The following is a 16,779-nucleotide window of genomic DNA, read 5'->3' as shown; positions in this document are numbered from 1 at the left end:
CAAGGAAGCGATCGTGGCGGGCACCGAGCTCGACACCGAGCTGATCTTCCGCAGCCTGGGCAACACCGCCCGCGTCGCGAGCAACGCGGTCTCACGTGAGGTGGTGCAGATCCTCAAAGACGGCGGTCAGTTCGAGGACGTCAAGGATCTGGTGGCCGGCAAACGCGGCGTGAAGGTCTACGAGATCGGCGATCTCGACGCAGGCATCTGGTCGGTCGGAACCTCGATGGGCCTGATCAACGACATCCCCACCTGCGGCGAACTCGTCTCACGAATGGTGGCCGACGCCGAGCTGCTGATCAGTGGGCGCCTGGCGAACATGGTCGACGCGGCTGACGATGAGCGTGCTGTCGCTAGTTGATTTGCGCCAGCGTAGCCACACCAACATGGTCACCGTTTGTGCTGCATGTTTCAGCACAAATCCGGGCGGTGCCGTGCCCCTAAGTCTAATCCGGCCCAGAATAGCCACAGCGAAGCCTTTGGCCGGTTGACAGAAGTCGTGACCGCGAGCATCGCAGTTGCGACACCAACTAGTGAGCGCCCTGCCACTCGCGCCAAGAAACTCCCTAGCGGCACGTTTCATCTCCAGACCGGCCAGATGGATCGTCATTGGCAGGCGGGCTGTGGATGGTAGGTCTCGGCATCGAAACTCAAGGCACCGGACCTATGGCCCGTTAACCTGTGACCTGGATTCTCACCTACAGATGGATTTCATGGACCACGGTCATAGTCACTACCCCGCCTTAGGGGTGGTAATGCCCAGCTGCGGAAGAACCGAGTTGAACACCATGTTAAGTTCAGCGCCGCGTATCAGCGGATGGAGAATCGCGCCATCCGCTAGACCCATCGCGTGGATATCTCCGATGAGATTCGCGAGACCATAAGGTGTGCCTACATACCCCAGGGTCACAGCAGGAAGAACCGCCTCAGCGCTCTCGAGAGTCGCCCGTGCAGTCGCGGCATTAGACGCGATCACGAAGTTGATGTAAACAAGAACATCAGCTGCAGGACAGAGTTCGCGAATGTGCCCAGCCTTGCGTCCGAGGTCGTAGAGGTCCACTGCCTCGATGCATGTAGCCTCCCCCTCCCCGCTCAGCCATTGGTACGCGCCACTGGATATTCCCACTCGCAAAGGCTGAGCCGAAATCGATACTCCATCTGCTAGGCCCCGCCGTTCGATAGACGATCTCAACATAGACAACCTCGCATTCCTAGTGAGGAACTCGGCAGCAGCATCTATCCGCTGCGGTTCGCCGGCGACAACTTCGGCAGGTCTAGGTCCGAAGGCGATGTTGGCTGGAACAGCACCTGGTGAAACTGGCTACCGTGAAACACCATTGGGTTCTTCTCACTGTCGCTGAATTCGATTGAATCAACGTGTAGGAGCGCAATTTCATGGTCACCTGCAACGAAGCTGTCAGCCAGATGGCACGCAAACCAGACTTCCGCATCATCGAGCAAAACTGCGCCATTCGGCGTAACCCGTACACCCAAATTTTGGAACCGATCTGTATGTTTCGTAGCTAGCTGCCGTGCGTGACTGACCTGGTCTGCCCCCAGCACGCTGACCCCTATCGCGTGCGCACCGCGCAAACTAGGCCAAGTCGTCGAGGTCAATTGAACGCATACGCCAAGGAGCGGGGGTTCAAGCGAGACTGGGACGAAGGCAGAAACAGCCATGCCAACGGGGATGCCATCAATCTCGGCGCAGATCGCCACGACACCCGTAGGGAAATGCCCGTAGGCATCTCGTAACGTCCGAGTATCAAACATATTGGCCTCCAGCACTCTTCACAACCGCACCCGACTCTGATCCACTTCACAACGGCGGAACTATCAACGCGTTGCACTTGAGCGCCAGAACCCTATCTCCAAGCGCCACTACACCGGACGGCGTGGCCAGATTCACCGGAGTCGTTGTTGATCCCCTTCTGAACCGGCAGGACTCCACCCATGGCCCCTCCTGTCACGTTGCAGCCCAAGTGCTCTGTACCGCTGGTCCTCAGTCAGCCCACCCCAGACACCGAACCGTTCCTTCAGTTGAAGAGAGTGGCGTCGGCACTCTCGAAGTACCTCGCATGAGGAACAGATTTCTTGAGCTTTTCGTTCTCGCATACGCCGCTGAGCACCGCGTTCAGTGTCTCGATGAAAGAACAACTCCGGATCTTCGCCACGACACCTTGCCAACAACTGCCAAGACCAGTCCGCTACCACCATTGAAACAACTCCGGTAAGTTGACGCCACGTCGATGTCGCACCTCACGCCTCCAAACGCCCTCTGCGCGTGAGGCAAAGCCGATTTAGTTTCGCGCCCCTAAGTCGACCAACTGCCGTCGACCGCTCGATGCCTCCAGAAGGCGTCAGGCACTGCGGCAGCTCTCACACCGCACCCACCGTCAATCGCGGAGTCATCGCTAGCACGCGTAGGCGGATTGTCGCGAAGCGCCCCGATGTCGGGCACATCACAGTGTGTGTATCCGATAGCAGCCGAAGATAGATCAGGCGCGCCAAGTGGGTTGAATGATCACGCCTGACAGTGCCGCCAACGTGGCCGCAGGAACCTTGCCGTGGCCTATCGCCTCATTGGCACGGCGGCACCCAGCGACCGATCACCCTCTGCCGCTACGCGTTTAGAAGTCCCGAAGCCTGCAAGCTTGCGGAGGCACCGGACTGATCAACCAGGCGTCCGTGATCGCATTTTCGTCAAACTGGCGTCCACGGAGCGTTCGAATGTTTGGCACTGCCATATAGGTTCCTGGCGCTAGATGTCAATGCGATCCAAGGGCAATCCAAGAAACGATAAAACTCGGCGCACCGAAAATTGCGCCCGGTCACGTGGGCGACATCCAAATCGAAGGCACGGATCGCAGAAACGATTGTGAGGGCAAATGGCTGAGGAAAGAACGCATGCCGATGTCGCTGTGCTGGGCTGCGGAAACATGGGATCGACGTTGGCACGTCGTTGGGCGGACGCCGGCAAGTCGGTGGTCGTCTGGAATCGTAGCGCTGCGCGGGCTGAAGCCCTTCGTGGGCCGAACATCGAGGTTGCGCAATCAGCTCAGGCAGCGATAGAAACCGCAGATGTTGCCGTGGCGGTACTTGCTACCTACGACACTGTGCGCCAGGTACTCGACTCCGTGCACAAGCTAGACGGTAAGACGTTCGTGAATCTGACAACTGGGGTGCAAGACGAGGTGGACTCGATCAGCGAGCTATGCGACGCCAAAGGTGGGTCCTACCTCGATGGCGCCATTTTCGTCTACCCCCATCAGATCGGGAGGCCCGAGTCGACCCTTCTGTACGCTGGGCCGGAGGAAGTCTGGGCGCGACACCGCAACCTACTTCAGATGTTGGGTGGAAACACGCGATACATCTCGAACAGGCTCGATTTGGTAAATGTCCTCGACACTGGTGTTATCGGCTCGTTCTACCACTCTGCAATGACCGCGTTCGTCGAGACAGCGGCTTATGTGCTGGGCACCGGGATTTCGCCGGATACCCTGGCACAGGCCACCAAACCAGTTGTCGACATGATCTCTGAATCGGTCGATGAGGCGTTGGAGGCGGTTAGGTCGTCGAATTACGACACCGATCAGGCGACGATGTCCAACATCGCCACAGCGATGCGGCATTTTGGGGACGCCATCGAGCGCAGCGGCTACACGAACCGCGTCCTCAAAGCTGCCACAAGTCACGCTAACGACGCAGAGGCAGCCGGGATGGGCTCAAAGTCCTACCACGCGATGATCGACTTGCTCATGCGCCCTCGCCCGCAGCAGGGCGCTTCAGCGGGTCACAGTGGTGGGCTACCGCAATAGACAGCAGTCCCGAGGAGCAAGATCCGGTGCGTGAAATGCGTTGAGTGCGACCGACGTAGGTGGGGCAGGTGAGGTTTGGCCTGCACTTTATTGGCGGATTCGCCCGGAACGCGCCCGTGGTGCGTGGCGCGACCGTTTCGATGCGCCGCAATCCCTCGCTGGCAAGTTGCCAGCGAGGGAGCTCTGCAACGACCCAGCCTCGAAGCCGATTGTTGACCGTCTAGCCTCGCGTTCAGTTGGCAGTCAAAGTGCCTCTACCCCAACCAAAGGCGGCGTCAAGCTGCATGCGTATTGGTCGCACGCTCTATGTTTAGCACCAGCTGTGGATCGCTCATTCGATTACAGCGCCGGCTGTCAGCCATCTGTCGGGCCGCACAGCGAACATCAACTGGTTCTGCAGGCCCGCCATGAACGCGCGGCCGCGTTCTTCGCCCAGGTAACGAGTTCCCACGGTCTCAAGGAATTCGACTGGTGTCGGGTTCGCCGTCTCAACAACTGAACACTCCACGACCACGTACTGATACGGTAGCTCCTCGTTCTGAACCACGAGGCTGACGGACTTTGCGTGGTTTAGCAACCTGGCCTTCCTACTCGTACCGTTGACCGTAAAACGAATAAGCCCATCGCTGTCATAGGTGTACCAAATAGGGGCGCTTGCGGGTGGTCTGCCATCGATTGAGGCATCAATGGACAGGACTGCTACATGCTTTCCTGAGAGGAACTCTTTGCGCTGTGCAGAAGACATCGGATTCACGTACCTCAAGCTACGCCCAAATAAGCACGCCAATCAAGAACTCTGTCCCTCACACAAGCTGTATGTTATCTCACTCCAAGTTGGCGGCAGCATCCAATGCCGTTGGCGTGGTAGTACATCCTTTTACGCGCACTTGACAACCCGAATCCTCGCACGTCAATAAGGGGATTCGATTGTCTTCTACAGCCAATTACACATAGCTCGTACCATCGGCCGGAAATTATGAGCACCGCGAAATATGGTCATAAATCATCAATGAAGTTGTCCATATCCGCTCATCAATGGGATATGGTTAATACTTGATCTGTTGTGAGATTAGCCTACGCCCGGTTTCGAGACATGCACGCAAACTACCTAAAGCGGCATCCTTGTCGTGCCGATAAACAGCCATAGCGATATCCCGATGCGCTTCGGTTGCCCTCATGCGCGAGGCATCCTGCCTGAAAGAGAATGTACCAATTCTCTGAAAGTGGTCAGCTAAGGACGAAAACACCATCGCCATCATCGTATTGTTTGCTGAATCAACCAGAGTCGAGTGAAATTGCCGGACAACCGACATAACGTCACCTTCGCTTCGGCCCTCGTCGACCATGCGATCCCACTCGTCACACAGCTCCAGGAGTCGGCCACTCGGCTCAATTCTGTTGTCGCAAAAGATCCGAACCGCTTCCCCTTCAAGCAAAATACGCAGGTCAAATAGTTCATGTACCTGCCGTCGTGTTATCCACGGGATCAAGGCACCCCGGCGCGGCTGAAGTTCTACCAGGCGTTCGTCGTTCAACCGTGTGAGCGCCTCACGCACAGGCGTTCGAGATAGCCCAGTCGCTGAAACGACCTCTGTCTCGGTGACGATATCGCCCTGCTCCAGGGTAAAGTCGAGGATCAGGGCCTTCAAATAACCGTAGGCGAATTGGGCCGCATTCACTCGGGCCGGCCGCGAGGTAGGAGGTAGGCGCGAGGCTTCCTTGTCAGCGAATGCTTCCATACCGTCTGATTTTCCGTCTCTCGACATTGGATTGGGAATCAGCGGTTGACTCTAGCAGGCACCTCATACCTCTGTAGGTACACCTATGCGTCCGACTTCGCTTGCAAAGAGACAGTGAACCGCCGATTATCCAGTGACGGATTTTCCATCCGCACACCCGCGATTCGGTCAGGGTTGAGTTCCGCGGTGACGACGTCGTTGAATTGACTCCCCGCAGAGGCCACAACCACTCCTGCGGGATCCACGATCTGGCTCAATCCGCAGGTCATCTCGCCGACTTGGCCCGAACCTATCACATAGATGGTGTTCTCAATCGCCCGTGATTGCAGGAGGGTCCGCCAGTGCGTCTCCTTCCCAGGCCCACGAACCCACGCGGCCGGCAAGATGACAGCATTGGCTCCGGCATCTACGACCCAGCGGAAGGCTTCGGGGAATCGCAAGTCATAACAGGTCAGGAGGCCGAATGTAATTCCGCCGAGGGTGAATGTCGTCGGCGATCGACGACTCCCGTTCGCAACCTTGTCCGATTCTCGAAAGCCGAACGCATCGTAGAGATGCACCTTTCTATACGTACCGATCGTACTGCCCGATTGGTCAATGACGACCGTTGTGTTGTATGTCTTCCCCTCGGCCAGCTCGAACATTCCCGCAACCACAACGGTGTTCGTCGCTCTGGCGACTTGCGACAGTCCAGTCACGAATATGCCATCGAGCGGCTGCGAGATTTTGACCAGGGAAGTTTCGCCGGACCAGTCAGTGAACATTGCCGCCTCGGGCAATACTACGACTTTTGCATTTTTTCGAGCCGCTTGTTCCACTAGCCTGACACAGGCGTCAAGGTTATAATTCATGTCTGCATTTGCCTCAAATTGGCATGCTGCGACATTAATGCTCATTTAGCAATCTCCTCACACGACGATGGGGTAGCGATAGATCGATGAGAGTCAAGCGGGATTTCCGGCCGGAGAAACATCCAGCAGATGGCTCCCAGTGCGCTCGCGGCGCCTAGCACGGCCAACGCGATCCCCCAGTTACCACCAATACCGACAAGAAGTGTCGTCAAAATCGGACCTAAAGCCCCGGCTGCAATCCCACACATATTCACGAAGGCGGACACGGCAGGTACGTTGACCCCACCGTAATCTTGTGTAGCCGCCCAGACCTGAGTCTGAACGAATCCGACCGCGCCCAGGCTGACACACATCCAGATGAGCATTCCGGCAACGCTGGGAGTGAGTGCCCCTACCATCAGCGCGATCGCAGCAACGATGAAACCGATCACCGCCATGCGTCGACGGTCTGCCCAATCACGAATCAGCCGATCGTTAAGAATGCCAGAAAGAAATACCGTTGCTACCAATGCTCCCCATGGGAGCGCAGCCAGCGGACCCATCGATGCAAACGAGATCCCCCGCGCCTCAACCAGATACGTCGGCATCCAAATATTGAAGAAAGAGATGATGAGAGTCAGGAAGCTGTACTGGAGTCCGAGGAGCCAGAATCCGGGTACGCGAAGGAAAGTCCGTACTCGTTGGCCTCCATCAGGTGCTTCATCGACTTCCTCGCTACTCTGCGTATCTCGCTCCGGCCCGTAGACAAACCACCAGACGATGGCGAGAACCGCGCCGATCACGGCGAACACATGAAAAGGAGCCTGCCAACCATGTGCCCCGGCGATGGCGACAACAATCGGCGTACCTAGGAACGAGCCCATGTAGATACCGCCGAGCAGAAACGAATTTGCTCGCGATCTCTCCTCGACTGGAAACCACCGTGCGATTGCAGTCACCGAGGCTGGCCAGTCCGCAGCCTGCCCAGCACCGAGAAGGATGCGCAGGACAACGAACATGAGAATGGTCGCCGCATACGGTGTAACAAAAGTGAAGAACGACCACCACAATCCCGCGAGCGCCAGAGTCCGTCGTGGCCCAAGCCTTCGCGTGACGAGCCCGCCGGGAACCTGGAACAGCGCGTACGCCCACGTGAAGGCCGTGAGAATGATCGACATCTCGGTCAGGGTAAAGTCGAACTCTCTCTGGATGATCGGCGCAGCGACCGTCATTGCAGCACGGTCAACTGCCATCACGAACGTGACGGGCAATAAGACGCCAGCGACGAGACCCCATCTACGAAATGGCGAAGCGCAATCCTCCTGAATCTTGTTCACGGCGACTCCTCGACAAGTGGAGCACGCCGGGCGTTGAAGAGATCCCGTGCTCCGGAGTGCGCGGCAAGGCTTCCACCTCGTTGCAGATGATGGCGGAAGGCGTCCTCGCCAGATTCCATTTCAGCAGTCAGGCGAGCGGCGTCGAGCGCCTCAGCGGGTCCGAGCACTACGATGCCATCGTTGTCAGCCCAGATGATGTCCCCTGGGTTGACAACCGTTCCCGAGATGGAGACTGGGACGTTGATTTGACCTTCGATCCCTAGGATGCGGGTAGTGATGGGCGCGACCCCTCGCGAATACACCGGAAACCCCTCATCCAGAATCTGTTGGCGGTCGTTGACAGGACCGTCGAATACTGCACCCGCAGCGCCACGGTGCCTTGCAGTGAAGGCGAGAACTCCGCCAAAGCAAGACCGTGTCCTGTCGCCGGACTGTTGTACGACAAGCACGTCGCCCTGGCGTAGCTCATCCACTGCAACGTGAACAGCCGTGGAATCCATGTACGGAATCTGAACGGTGATTGCGACACCGACGAAGCCCGCGGGATACGCCAATGGGGTCAATCCACGTATGAAGCCGTGGTCCCGCAGGTGCCCGAATGTGGATGTGGTGACAGAACCCAGCGCCGCCGAAATCGCAGGGTCAAGAACTGGAGGTGAAGCGAACCGAGTGAACACGAAACTCCTTTGTATACGTTACGTATACGTGATGTATATAACAGAGTTCACCTTAGGAGGGCGTCATATCTGTGTCAACGGGACTTACGCAGCAGCGGCAGCCAGTCCAGTCCCGGTCCACCGAAGGCAAGTAGTAGGACGGCCACCAGACTGCCTGTACGTCCTCCACTTTCCAGCACGGGGACGATTCACCCGTTTGGTTGCGTGCACGAGGGCTGGACGGTAACCGACTTGCTCAACTACACCCTCGCCGAGTTGGATATTCCTCGACCGGATGTTCGCCGCACTTCCCGGCTCTAGCGCTGTGCGCGAGCTGTTCAGCCACAACCCGGACGCTCCCCACGCCGAGATCGAACGTTCTCAGCGATCCTCAACGACGCATCCCTCCAGCCATCAATCGCAGCACGCTGAGGGACGAACCGGATTCACCAGTAACGACACACGGTCACTCAGTCCGTCGGGATCGCCTGCTGGTCGCGTTCTGCGGTGAGTTCCTGTTTTCGAACCGTTGATGAGTACTGAGGTTTCCAGATGTAGTGAACATCCGAGATAGCGGTACGGTTGGCCATGGAAGGATGTTCGCAATCGGACGGTCGTTCACGAGAGGTGTTCGATCGCGATGAACGTAGACCGACAGCTTTCAAACCCTCGCAACGCCCACTGCCCGTCTGACATCACGGCGTCACCGGTCTGACTCGTTTAAACGATGCGCCCCAACGTATTCCATCCGTCAGTCGGTAGCGGTTTGTGCCGAGAACCTCCTAAATAGTCGCCAATCAGCGTCGAACACCGGCCTGAATCCGCGGCTATTCGCTTCTGAATTTCATCATGAATCCCAGGCGAAACAGTTTCGCCAAGCCTGGATGCTCCTGTATCGCTGCGTATTTGGTTCTCAGCGAGTTAGACGTCCAGAGCCGCCCTCAGGCCGAAGCAGCTGGTGTTTGGCCGCTGATGTGCTGAAGCGCCGGCGGAGTTTGTGCTGAGCATTGGCATCAATGTAGGCGGAGCGGTAAGCGGACCGGATGAATGGAATGAGAGCGTTTTGATCGGATTCTGTCAGCCTGCGTATGCGCCCGTGGGTAGCTGCGATCATGAGGTCGCGCCAGATCTGCGAGGCCTCGGCTACGTTGCGCGCGTTGAGGATCGTTAATGCAATCGCAGTGCTCGCAGCGGTTTCGGCCGCCGCGTTCCGGTCCGCGCTGCCGGCAATGAGGGCCATGAGGTTGAGATGTCCGGGACCGCAGGAGGCAAGCACGTCGTGTGGATCCAGCTGAGCGTAGTCAATCGTCTTAGCGACCCATCTCACTAGGACTCTGAGAGTGGCGAGCTCGGCGGCCGGACCGTGATGATCGCGAGGAGCATCAGGCGGAGCGGCGAGAATCGTCTCCATGACCTGTTGCTGGGCGTCAAGAAATGCAGGGCTATCGGATAGATCGATTGGTCGCATGGAAGCGAGGTGCGTGTCGCAAGCGCGAAGCGCTCCAGTCTGATTTCGTTGGCGCACACCGCGGCACTGACCAAGGCCTGGAACGCTGGTCATCGAGTGCGCAATTCGACGTTGGTCACAACGGCACGCAGGGCATTCATCAGCCAAAAGACACTTGTGGGTAAGGCACGCGAACGTCCAGTTCATGCGCCAGATGAGTTTCCATCGGCCGCCGGTGTCATTGAGGCAGTGTGGGCAGTATCGCGAGTTGGCCCGCCAGTCCCAGGGCCCAGACGGCAGCACCCGCGCTAGACAGGTGCTCGTGCTCGTCGGCGCTCCAGGATTGCGGGGCAGCGCCATCGCATCAACGTCGTAGGGGCTGAGGCCGGTCACGTGCGCGATACGCGCGATGGCGTCGCGGCCGAGGAGGCGTATCCACCCGCCGGGTCCGGTGGAGGTGATGCCGCACTGATGGAGCACATCACCGAAGCGCACGCCGTGGCGAGAGGCGATGGCTTCGAGCCAGGAATCCAGGGCCTCCCCCGGCACGGGTTCAATCCGCAGTGGCAGGGTCCTGGCAAGTGACATCGCCTCTCGCCAAGGCGATCCGCGAGGGCAGGCCTCAGGAGGGCAATCAGGGCGTCGAGTGGTGTTCAGACCCCGGCCGGGCGGGGTCAGCTGATCACCCGAAGGCCGACTCTTCAGTGAAGCAACCCCGAGACTCACTTACCTAATGTACTGTTAGCAGTACATCAATTTATGTACTTTCAAGAGGGCAGACTTCTATGCACTCATGCGCCCTACTGGTGGGATGCCGACACGCGCCCCAGAGGACGACCCGCATCGGGGCGAGCAATGGCAGCGTCGCCGCCAGATCATTGGGCATCGGATTCGGACCCTGCGACTGGAGCGGGGGCTGTCGCAGGAGAGTCTCGCCCTTGAATCCGGGATCGCTCGCAATCAGCTGATCCAGATGGAACACGGGCGACGCGGAATTCTTGCCGAGCGGCTCTATGACATCGCTGAAGTGCTCGGCGTTGCGGTCAGTGAGCTTCTGGGGGACGCAGACTCGTAAGGACGCGGAGCAGGGCCTTCCCTAGGTGCCGTCATAATGAGAGTGGCGTTGCTTTGGAATTGACCGTGACGCGCCCTGCCCGAAAGCGCCGCACGCAAGCGCGGTCAGCCGAGGCCGATGGTCACCCGCACGGCTTCAGCTAGTCGAACCCCGTCCAGCGTGGGGCGCTGTCCCATGCTGTGTCGGGCGCGCTGGATGAGGTGGGCTCCGTACCGATGTTCGACGGCGTGAATCTGTTTGCGCAAGTTGCCTTCACTTATTGCTAGCCCTTCCGCTGCTGCCTGGATGGTTGGATAGTGCAGGGTCCGAGCGAAGTGGCGCAGTTGACGTCGTTGCAGATCTGTCATGGTGTCTGGGCGGAGAAGTGCGCGTGCGGCGCGCACCCCGATCGGGCGGTGCTTGATGGCCGGCGGAGGAGGCCATTCAGGCCTGGCTCGCTTGACCCAATTACGCACAGTGACTTCATTTACACCCACTTCAGCGGCGATGTCGCGGCATGTGCGCCGCTTCACGGCGTGTTCCGTAAAGAGCCAGTCGCTTGTGCGAGTGGGACGTCCTCTCAACGGAATACCGTATTGTTCTGCGACTTTCCTCACCAGTGGTCCCCGGACGCCGTAGCTTCGCGCGATAGCGCTGAGTGATTGCCCTTTTCGTATGTAGCGGTCCTCAAGTATCGCCGGTGTTAGTTCGGCGCAGAGCCTATCGCGGACCGGGTGGGGCGAGACGTGGTACTTGGCAGCGGTGGTGCTCGTTTTGTCTATTTCGATGTCGAGCAGGCAGCGAACTACTGCGCTACTGGTGTTGAGGCGGCGCGCGATGGGCCCGATTCGGGCGGGTTGCTTCTGATTGAGGGCACGGCGGAGCTCATCCGAGTCGAAACGTTCGGGGTCGATGCCTGGCAGGGTCAGGTCGTGCAAGAGAGTGAGTGGCGGATGCCAGACGAGGGGCTCGTCAATACCCTTGCTGGACAGGAATTGTCGGGCTTCGTCGAGCAGAATTGAAGCGAACTGCGGGGAGGCTTCGGCTGGGAAGTTGAAGACCCGCGACCAGAACCCGATCGTGCTTTCGCTGTGCGCCATAAGCCGATCGGTCCTCGCCGGGAGCCCACTGATCTTTTCATAGAGGTAGAGGCGGGCAATTTGCCGTCGCATGCCATTTCCCGGCAACTCCCCTGTTTCCCGGCAGATTTCATTCCACCGATCTTCCGTGAGGAGGTCCTCATAGTCGAGCTGACGCCTTCGCGCATAGTCAATCGGAGTTGGGTGGGTAGCGAGGTAGCGCGCGACCCTGACCAATGCAAGGCATACGTCGTTCCACTGCGTCAGCTGTTGTAGGACCATGAGGTGCTTTCCTGCGGTAGAGCCATTGATTGCGTGGCCCAGAAGGTGGGCTGCATCGCCAGGGCTGCACCTGGTCCCCACAAGCAGCGCCGCGCACGACAATGCGAGGGGAAGCGTGTACCGCCCTGTATTAGGAGGAGTGAGTCGTACTGTCCAGGAAGGCCAAAACACCGCTGGCATACATTCGATCAGGCATTGCAGCCAGCCTGGACTTTCGCTGGGAGCCACCGGGAACCGCAGCGGCGATTGGTAGCGCAGTTGTGTGCATGGCCCTCGACGGGGAGCGAATGCCTTGATCAGTATCGCCGCGACCAGGGGGCGTTCCTGTGCACAGCTATTCAATTCTGCCGGGTAGTAGGGGCGTTCTCGTCGTTCAACCATCCACGCGGCATGCTCGCCGGCGTCGGCGACATTAGGTTCGCGCAGGATGTTCAGCGCCGCGCTGATCGCCGCGGCAGCTTCAACTGCGCGGGCGGGCGCAATGTTGGCTCGATTGCTCATATACCTTGTACGCCGTCTAGGCGAGGGATCATGCTGCGCGTACTCGCCGACCAAAGTTGGCGGTGTAATTGCCGGTAGACCATGCCGATTCGCGTACATGAATGCGCGGACCGCGAGTGCCTTGATGTCGCGGAGTGCGTCGCGCGCATGGCATGGGTAGTCGCGGTAGACGCCGAAATTGGCACGGTCTGTGTCGATGATGTCGAATACCATCTGTTGGGTGCGAACAATCTGGTCTGCCTCTGTGAGGGTGATCACCGGCGCGTCGGTAAGGTCAGCGTTGCACGGCACAGCGAGGTTCGAGTGTTGGCACCTGTTCGGATGAGGCACTGTGAGCCAGCGTGACTGGGTCATTCTCTGTGGTTGTCCGCATCGAGGGCAATGGTCAACGAGCAGACAGTGGTGGCGGAGGCAGGCGAATGTCCACCCCAAGCGCCAGCACAACCTCCAGCGGCCACCGGACTCTGCAAGGCAGAGCGGACAGTAGCGCGAACCGGCATGGCGGGTGAAGGGAAACTTGGGGTTCAAAACTGCTTTGGTGTAGTTGATTTCGATAGCTCTATGGTCATAGGTGCTCAGCGTGCAGCGCACGACACCTTCGGGATCCATCCCGGTGGCGTTGGCAATCTGACGTCGCTCGTCATCTGATAGCCACAGGAGCCAGCGGGGGCGGTGGCCTTTCCGGGGAGGGATGCCGAGTTGGCGGCAGATGTCTCCGAGCGGGACGTTGAATCTGATGGCGAGCGCCTCCAACCAGGAATCCAGTGCCTCGCCGGGCTCAGGCCCTATCCGTAGCGGCAGGGTACGGGTCATTGCAGTTGCAGCTTGGTGAACTTGCTGCGGGTTCGGAATGCGGCAGCGAGTTCTTTGCGTGCCTTTTCGGCCGCGCTGTCGATCCGAACTTGTTCAAACAAGGCCTTGTTCAGGGTCTCGGTGTTCTTCCGGATCGCTCTAACGCACGCTCGTCGGATGAGTTCCATCAGCGAGCCGATATACCCTCCCGTGCGGATGTAGAGATAGTCAGAGAGGTCCTCAGCCAGCATTCCCTGATGCTTGTTAGTCAGAACCAGGCGTTCCTCGATCGTGGCCAACAATGTGTGCCACTGTCGCCGCTGGGTTTCGGTTTCGATTTCGAAGATGCGCATTTTAGGCATCGTGGTGCGGCGCAGCGTTTGTGCGAGGACTTCGTCGAACGACGCGTCAGCTAGAAGCACTCCGCGCTCGCCTAAACCGATCCCGATCGACAGCAGTGTGACAGGGAAGTCGTTGGCGATGTATTTGAAGTGGTTGTTGATTTCGATACCGCCGTGCTGCTGCCAGTGCAAGAAGTGCAGATCATCAATGATGAGCAAGCGAGTCTCGCATTTCAGCACCAGGTCGAGGGCATACCGGCCCAGCTCGTCGGCGGAGCCGGCACGTATACCGGGGTGGGCGTAGAAGTCGCACATTGCGCGGTTGAAGTCCTTCATGCTGGTGTTGCCTCGCATGCCGATCCGGCAGACTGGCCATCGCTCGTCGCCGGTGCGGGTGAATTGACCGTGGCGCCGCACTTCGCGTCGGTGGAACTCTTTGGCGAAGGCTTCGACTGCGGTGCTTTTGCCGAGGCCGGGATACCCATCAAGGGCGATGGCTCCTTTGACGCGGTCTCCGTCGCGGTCGTTGCTATCCACGATGTCCCACAGTGTGTCGTGCAGCGCCACAAGTTGTGGCGTCTGCAGCGGCCCGAGGTTGTTGTGCCAATCGTTCCGTCGCTGGTTGTAGATGTCAGCGGCAGGTTCGCTCAAACGGCGGATCTCTGATCTCGTCAATGGTTCTGGGCGCTCCCGCTTGGGTGCTTCGACGGCCTCGCGCCAGCCCTCTTTTCGAGACAACGTGAGGTTGTCCAGTTTCGATCGAACTCTGGGTTGGACAGATACGGCGGTACTCATATGTCCTCCCACACGTCGTCGTAGAAGTGTTCGTGGTCGATACGCGGGTCCTCGTCGAGGCCGTCGGGCACGGCCGCCGCGTTGTGGCCATCCTCGCCTTCGTAGGGTTCGTCGCCATCGAGCGGCTGGATCACGGTCGGCAGTTGGCTTGTCTGGGCCGCGGCTTGCGCATCCTGGCTGAGAGTGGACTGCTCGCGGGAAAGCCGCAGTGCGACGCGCCGTTCGGCCGGTGTACGCGCTTGACTGAGGTGATGATGTTCGAGGAATTCGGCCATCGCCAGCTTGTCATCGAAGTAGCGGTGCTTCTTCTTGGCCTCACCGCGGGCGAGTGCTAGCCCGTCCTCACTCATCGGTCCGTCGCAGACCTCGGCTTCGGTCCACACCAGGGTCTGCCACTGCTGAGTGTTCTTCTGATCGTAGAAGTACAGATACCGCACGTCGTCAGGGTCAATATGGAAGGGCCACTGTCCCTTTCGTTCTGTATACGGGCTTTCCTCTCCGGCGGTGTAGGCACCGAGGGACTTGCCGCGGTAGACGCGTTTGTCGACTTGGATGCCGTAGGGCTGGATGGTGCGCCATTCCACCTTGAGAAACTGGTAGGCGAGCTGAGGATCACGCGGCGCTTCAAGGTAGCCGGCGCGGGCGATGCCGTGCTCGAACATCTGGATGGGTGAGAAGCCAAGTGCCCATAGTCCGGGTTCACCGATCCCTTTGTGAGGCTTGCGGTGATAGATCGTCGCTACCCATTTGCGCAGCCGCGCCTCGAGTTCATCGATGAAGAAGAAGGCATCCTTCTCTGGATTCAGGCCCCGCGAATAGACGTCTGGGCCCTTGTAGCCGGGCAGCTCTTGCAGGACGCCTTCGCGGATCGTGCGAAAAAACCGCTCGACGGGGCCCTTATCTTGGCCTTTACGCAGACGGACCGGCTGGATCGAGATTCCCAATTGTCGGCAAGCACTGGTCAATTGCTCTCCGACGTAGATCTTGCCGTGGTCGATGACGATCGTTTCGGGAACAATCGCCGGCGATGCCGCGCAGGCACTCGCGGGGTGGAGCCCTTCTCGTCCAACGAGAACAGATCGGGGTACTCCGTGTGGGGGCCACACCGCGTCCTCGGGCCAGTCGTGTCCCGCCGGAGCCGGTCGAAAACACTGATACAGCACTGCTGCTGCGTCGATTGCTTTGGTGGATGACGGGGTCAATCGCAATCCCGTGATACACCGGGTATACCAGTCCATCGCAACGGTGAGGTCCACGGATGTCCAGCGCAGCGTGTTGGGGTCCATCGCGAACACGTCCAGTCGTGTGGTGTCCATCAGTAGATATTCGCCGGGCCGTGCCGGGTGAAGTTTGCCGTACGGCTGTTGGGAACGAGAGGCGATGTCCCGATTCCGCTTAGCACTTCCATGAAGGACGGGGTGCACACGCTCAAGCTTGTTGACGATCCGATACGCGGTCGCGGTGGACGGTATCGGCACAGCATTGGCTCCGCAGTCGGCTATCAATCGCGCCCGGGCGTGCGAGATGACGAACTGTGCATTCGGTTTGGACATCTCTACGTGCTCGCGCATCACATCGAGCGCAGCCTGCTGAAACAGCTCAAACTTCTTACTGTCGAGGCCTGGTCGTATCGCCCTGGCCGATACTAGACCGACTTCGCCGCCCGTCTCGAAATTCCACACCCACCGCTCAAGTGTGCGTTGAGAAATGTGAAGTTCCTTGGCTTTCGAGGCCAGTCTTGCCTGTTTCGGACGAGTCAATCTGTAACGGGCCCGGGGCTCCCCAGGCTGCGCCGTCTCCGCACATCCAGATTGATAGCCGGTCAGCACTTCACGTACATGAGCAGCGCGACCACGTGCCTCTGCCCTCGCGGATTCCGTTGCCGCCGACCATCTTAGAGCCGTGGTTTCACCGCTCCCGACGTCGACATCGGCCGTTAGATCGGCGCCGAGTAGACGGGCCCTCGGGGAATACATAAGTTCACTCAGCGCGAACCGGCGCACCGTCCTGGTTCGAAGATCGCAGGTAATTGCCTCCGGTATGCCCTCAACCGAGTGCAGTTCGATGATCTCAACGATCTCTCCGTCGTAGGCGAATCGTGTTCCCAT

Annotated in this window: 14 protein-coding genes and 2 pseudogenes; 3 read left to right on the top strand and 13 right to left on the bottom strand. The window is 59.0% G+C overall.

What is annotated here, in order from left to right; genetic code table 11:
- Positions 1–361 (top strand): annotated as a pseudogene (locus TX88_RS04100) (nitronate monooxygenase); the annotation flags it as partial.
- Between the two features lie 372 nt (positions 362–733).
- On the opposite strand, the gene TX88_RS04095 reads toward TX88_RS04100, so the two are convergent.
- From TX88_RS04095 to TX88_RS33115, 3 genes are all read right to left on the bottom strand, one after another.
- Complete coding sequence (locus TX88_RS04095) at positions 734–1,060, bottom strand: hypothetical protein (RefSeq protein WP_162563075.1); 327 nt, start codon at positions 1,058–1,060, stop codon at positions 734–736.
- A 176-nt stretch (positions 1,061–1,236) separates the two neighbouring features.
- Positions 1,237–1,788, bottom strand: a complete 552-nt coding sequence (locus TX88_RS33120; protein ID WP_409365845.1) for a flavin reductase family protein — start codon at positions 1,786–1,788, stop codon at positions 1,237–1,239.
- A 117-nt stretch (positions 1,789–1,905) separates the two neighbouring features.
- Positions 1,906–2,217 carry a WhiB family transcriptional regulator gene (locus TX88_RS33115; RefSeq protein WP_084621786.1) on the bottom strand — a complete coding sequence of 104 codons (312 nt, stop codon included), beginning with the start codon at positions 2,215–2,217 and terminating at the stop codon, positions 1,906–1,908.
- 671 nt (positions 2,218–2,888) lie between these two features.
- Between TX88_RS33115 and TX88_RS04090 the strand changes: the two genes are divergently transcribed.
- Positions 2,889–3,818, top strand: coding sequence for an NAD(P)-dependent oxidoreductase (locus TX88_RS04090; RefSeq protein WP_084621785.1), 930 nt, complete (start codon positions 2,889–2,891; stop codon positions 3,816–3,818).
- A gap of 331 nt (positions 3,819–4,149) precedes the next feature.
- Here the strand turns inward: TX88_RS04090 and TX88_RS04085 are convergent, their stop codons facing one another.
- The 7 genes and pseudogenes from TX88_RS04085 to TX88_RS35695 all read right to left on the bottom strand — a co-directional run.
- Complete coding sequence (locus TX88_RS04085) at positions 4,150–4,563, bottom strand: pyridoxamine 5'-phosphate oxidase family protein (RefSeq protein ID WP_044514880.1); 414 nt, start codon at positions 4,561–4,563, stop codon at positions 4,150–4,152.
- Positions 4,564–4,864: 301 nt separating this feature from the next.
- A complete protein-coding gene (locus TX88_RS04080; RefSeq protein ID WP_044514877.1) occupies positions 4,865–5,557 on the bottom strand; it encodes a GntR family transcriptional regulator in 693 nt (230 codons plus the stop codon).
- An 83-nt stretch (positions 5,558–5,640) separates the two neighbouring features.
- Positions 5,641–6,453 carry a carbon-nitrogen hydrolase family protein gene (locus TX88_RS04075; RefSeq protein ID WP_044514874.1) on the bottom strand — a complete coding sequence of 271 codons (813 nt, stop codon included), beginning with the start codon at positions 6,451–6,453 and terminating at the stop codon, positions 5,641–5,643.
- Positions 6,450–7,724 carry an MFS transporter gene (locus tag TX88_RS04070; protein ID WP_044514870.1) on the bottom strand — a complete coding sequence of 425 codons (1,275 nt, stop codon included), beginning with the start codon at positions 7,722–7,724 and terminating at the stop codon, positions 6,450–6,452. The genes TX88_RS04075 and TX88_RS04070 overlap by 4 nt, the downstream gene beginning before the upstream one ends.
- On the bottom strand, positions 7,721–8,401 hold the full coding sequence (locus TX88_RS33110) for an RraA family protein (protein ID WP_084621782.1): 681 nt from the start codon (positions 8,399–8,401) through the stop codon (positions 7,721–7,723). The genes TX88_RS04070 and TX88_RS33110 overlap by 4 nt, the downstream gene beginning before the upstream one ends.
- Before the next feature lie 892 nt (positions 8,402–9,293).
- A complete protein-coding gene (locus TX88_RS34890) occupies positions 9,294–9,791 on the bottom strand; it encodes a hypothetical protein (RefSeq protein WP_044514864.1) in 498 nt (165 codons plus the stop codon).
- A 261-nt stretch (positions 9,792–10,052) separates the two neighbouring features.
- Positions 10,053–10,415 (bottom strand): annotated as a pseudogene (locus TX88_RS35695) (TniQ family protein); the annotation flags it as partial.
- 223 nt (positions 10,416–10,638) lie between these two features.
- On the opposite strand from TX88_RS35695, the gene TX88_RS04050 reads away from it, so the two are divergent.
- Positions 10,639–10,902, top strand: coding sequence for a helix-turn-helix domain-containing protein (locus tag TX88_RS04050; protein WP_044514860.1), 264 nt, complete (start codon positions 10,639–10,641; stop codon positions 10,900–10,902).
- A 104-nt stretch (positions 10,903–11,006) separates the two neighbouring features.
- Here the strand turns inward: TX88_RS04050 and TX88_RS33100 are convergent, their stop codons facing one another.
- Genes TX88_RS33100 through TX88_RS04035 form a run of 3 tightly spaced genes read right to left on the bottom strand, consistent with a single transcriptional unit; the run spans position 11,007 to position 16,779 of the window.
- Positions 11,007–13,556, bottom strand: coding sequence for a TniQ family protein (locus TX88_RS33100; protein ID WP_084621780.1), 2,550 nt, complete (start codon positions 13,554–13,556; stop codon positions 11,007–11,009).
- Positions 13,553–14,671, bottom strand: coding sequence for an ATP-binding protein (locus TX88_RS04040; RefSeq protein ID WP_044514856.1), 1,119 nt, complete (start codon positions 14,669–14,671; stop codon positions 13,553–13,555). The genes TX88_RS33100 and TX88_RS04040 overlap by 4 nt, the downstream gene beginning before the upstream one ends.
- Positions 14,668–16,779, bottom strand: coding sequence for a TnsB C-terminal domain-containing protein (locus tag TX88_RS04035; protein WP_049924824.1), 2,112 nt, complete (start codon positions 16,777–16,779; stop codon positions 14,668–14,670). The genes TX88_RS04040 and TX88_RS04035 overlap by 4 nt, the downstream gene beginning before the upstream one ends.

Origin of the sequence: Mycolicibacterium septicum DSM 44393, assembly GCF_000455325.1 — a bacterium.
GTDB classification, from domain to species: domain Bacteria; phylum Actinomycetota; class Actinomycetes; order Mycobacteriales; family Mycobacteriaceae; genus Mycobacterium; species Mycobacterium septicum.
The sequence above is the reverse complement of the archived record's forward strand: the minus strand, read 5'-3'. Positions and strand labels throughout refer to the sequence as shown.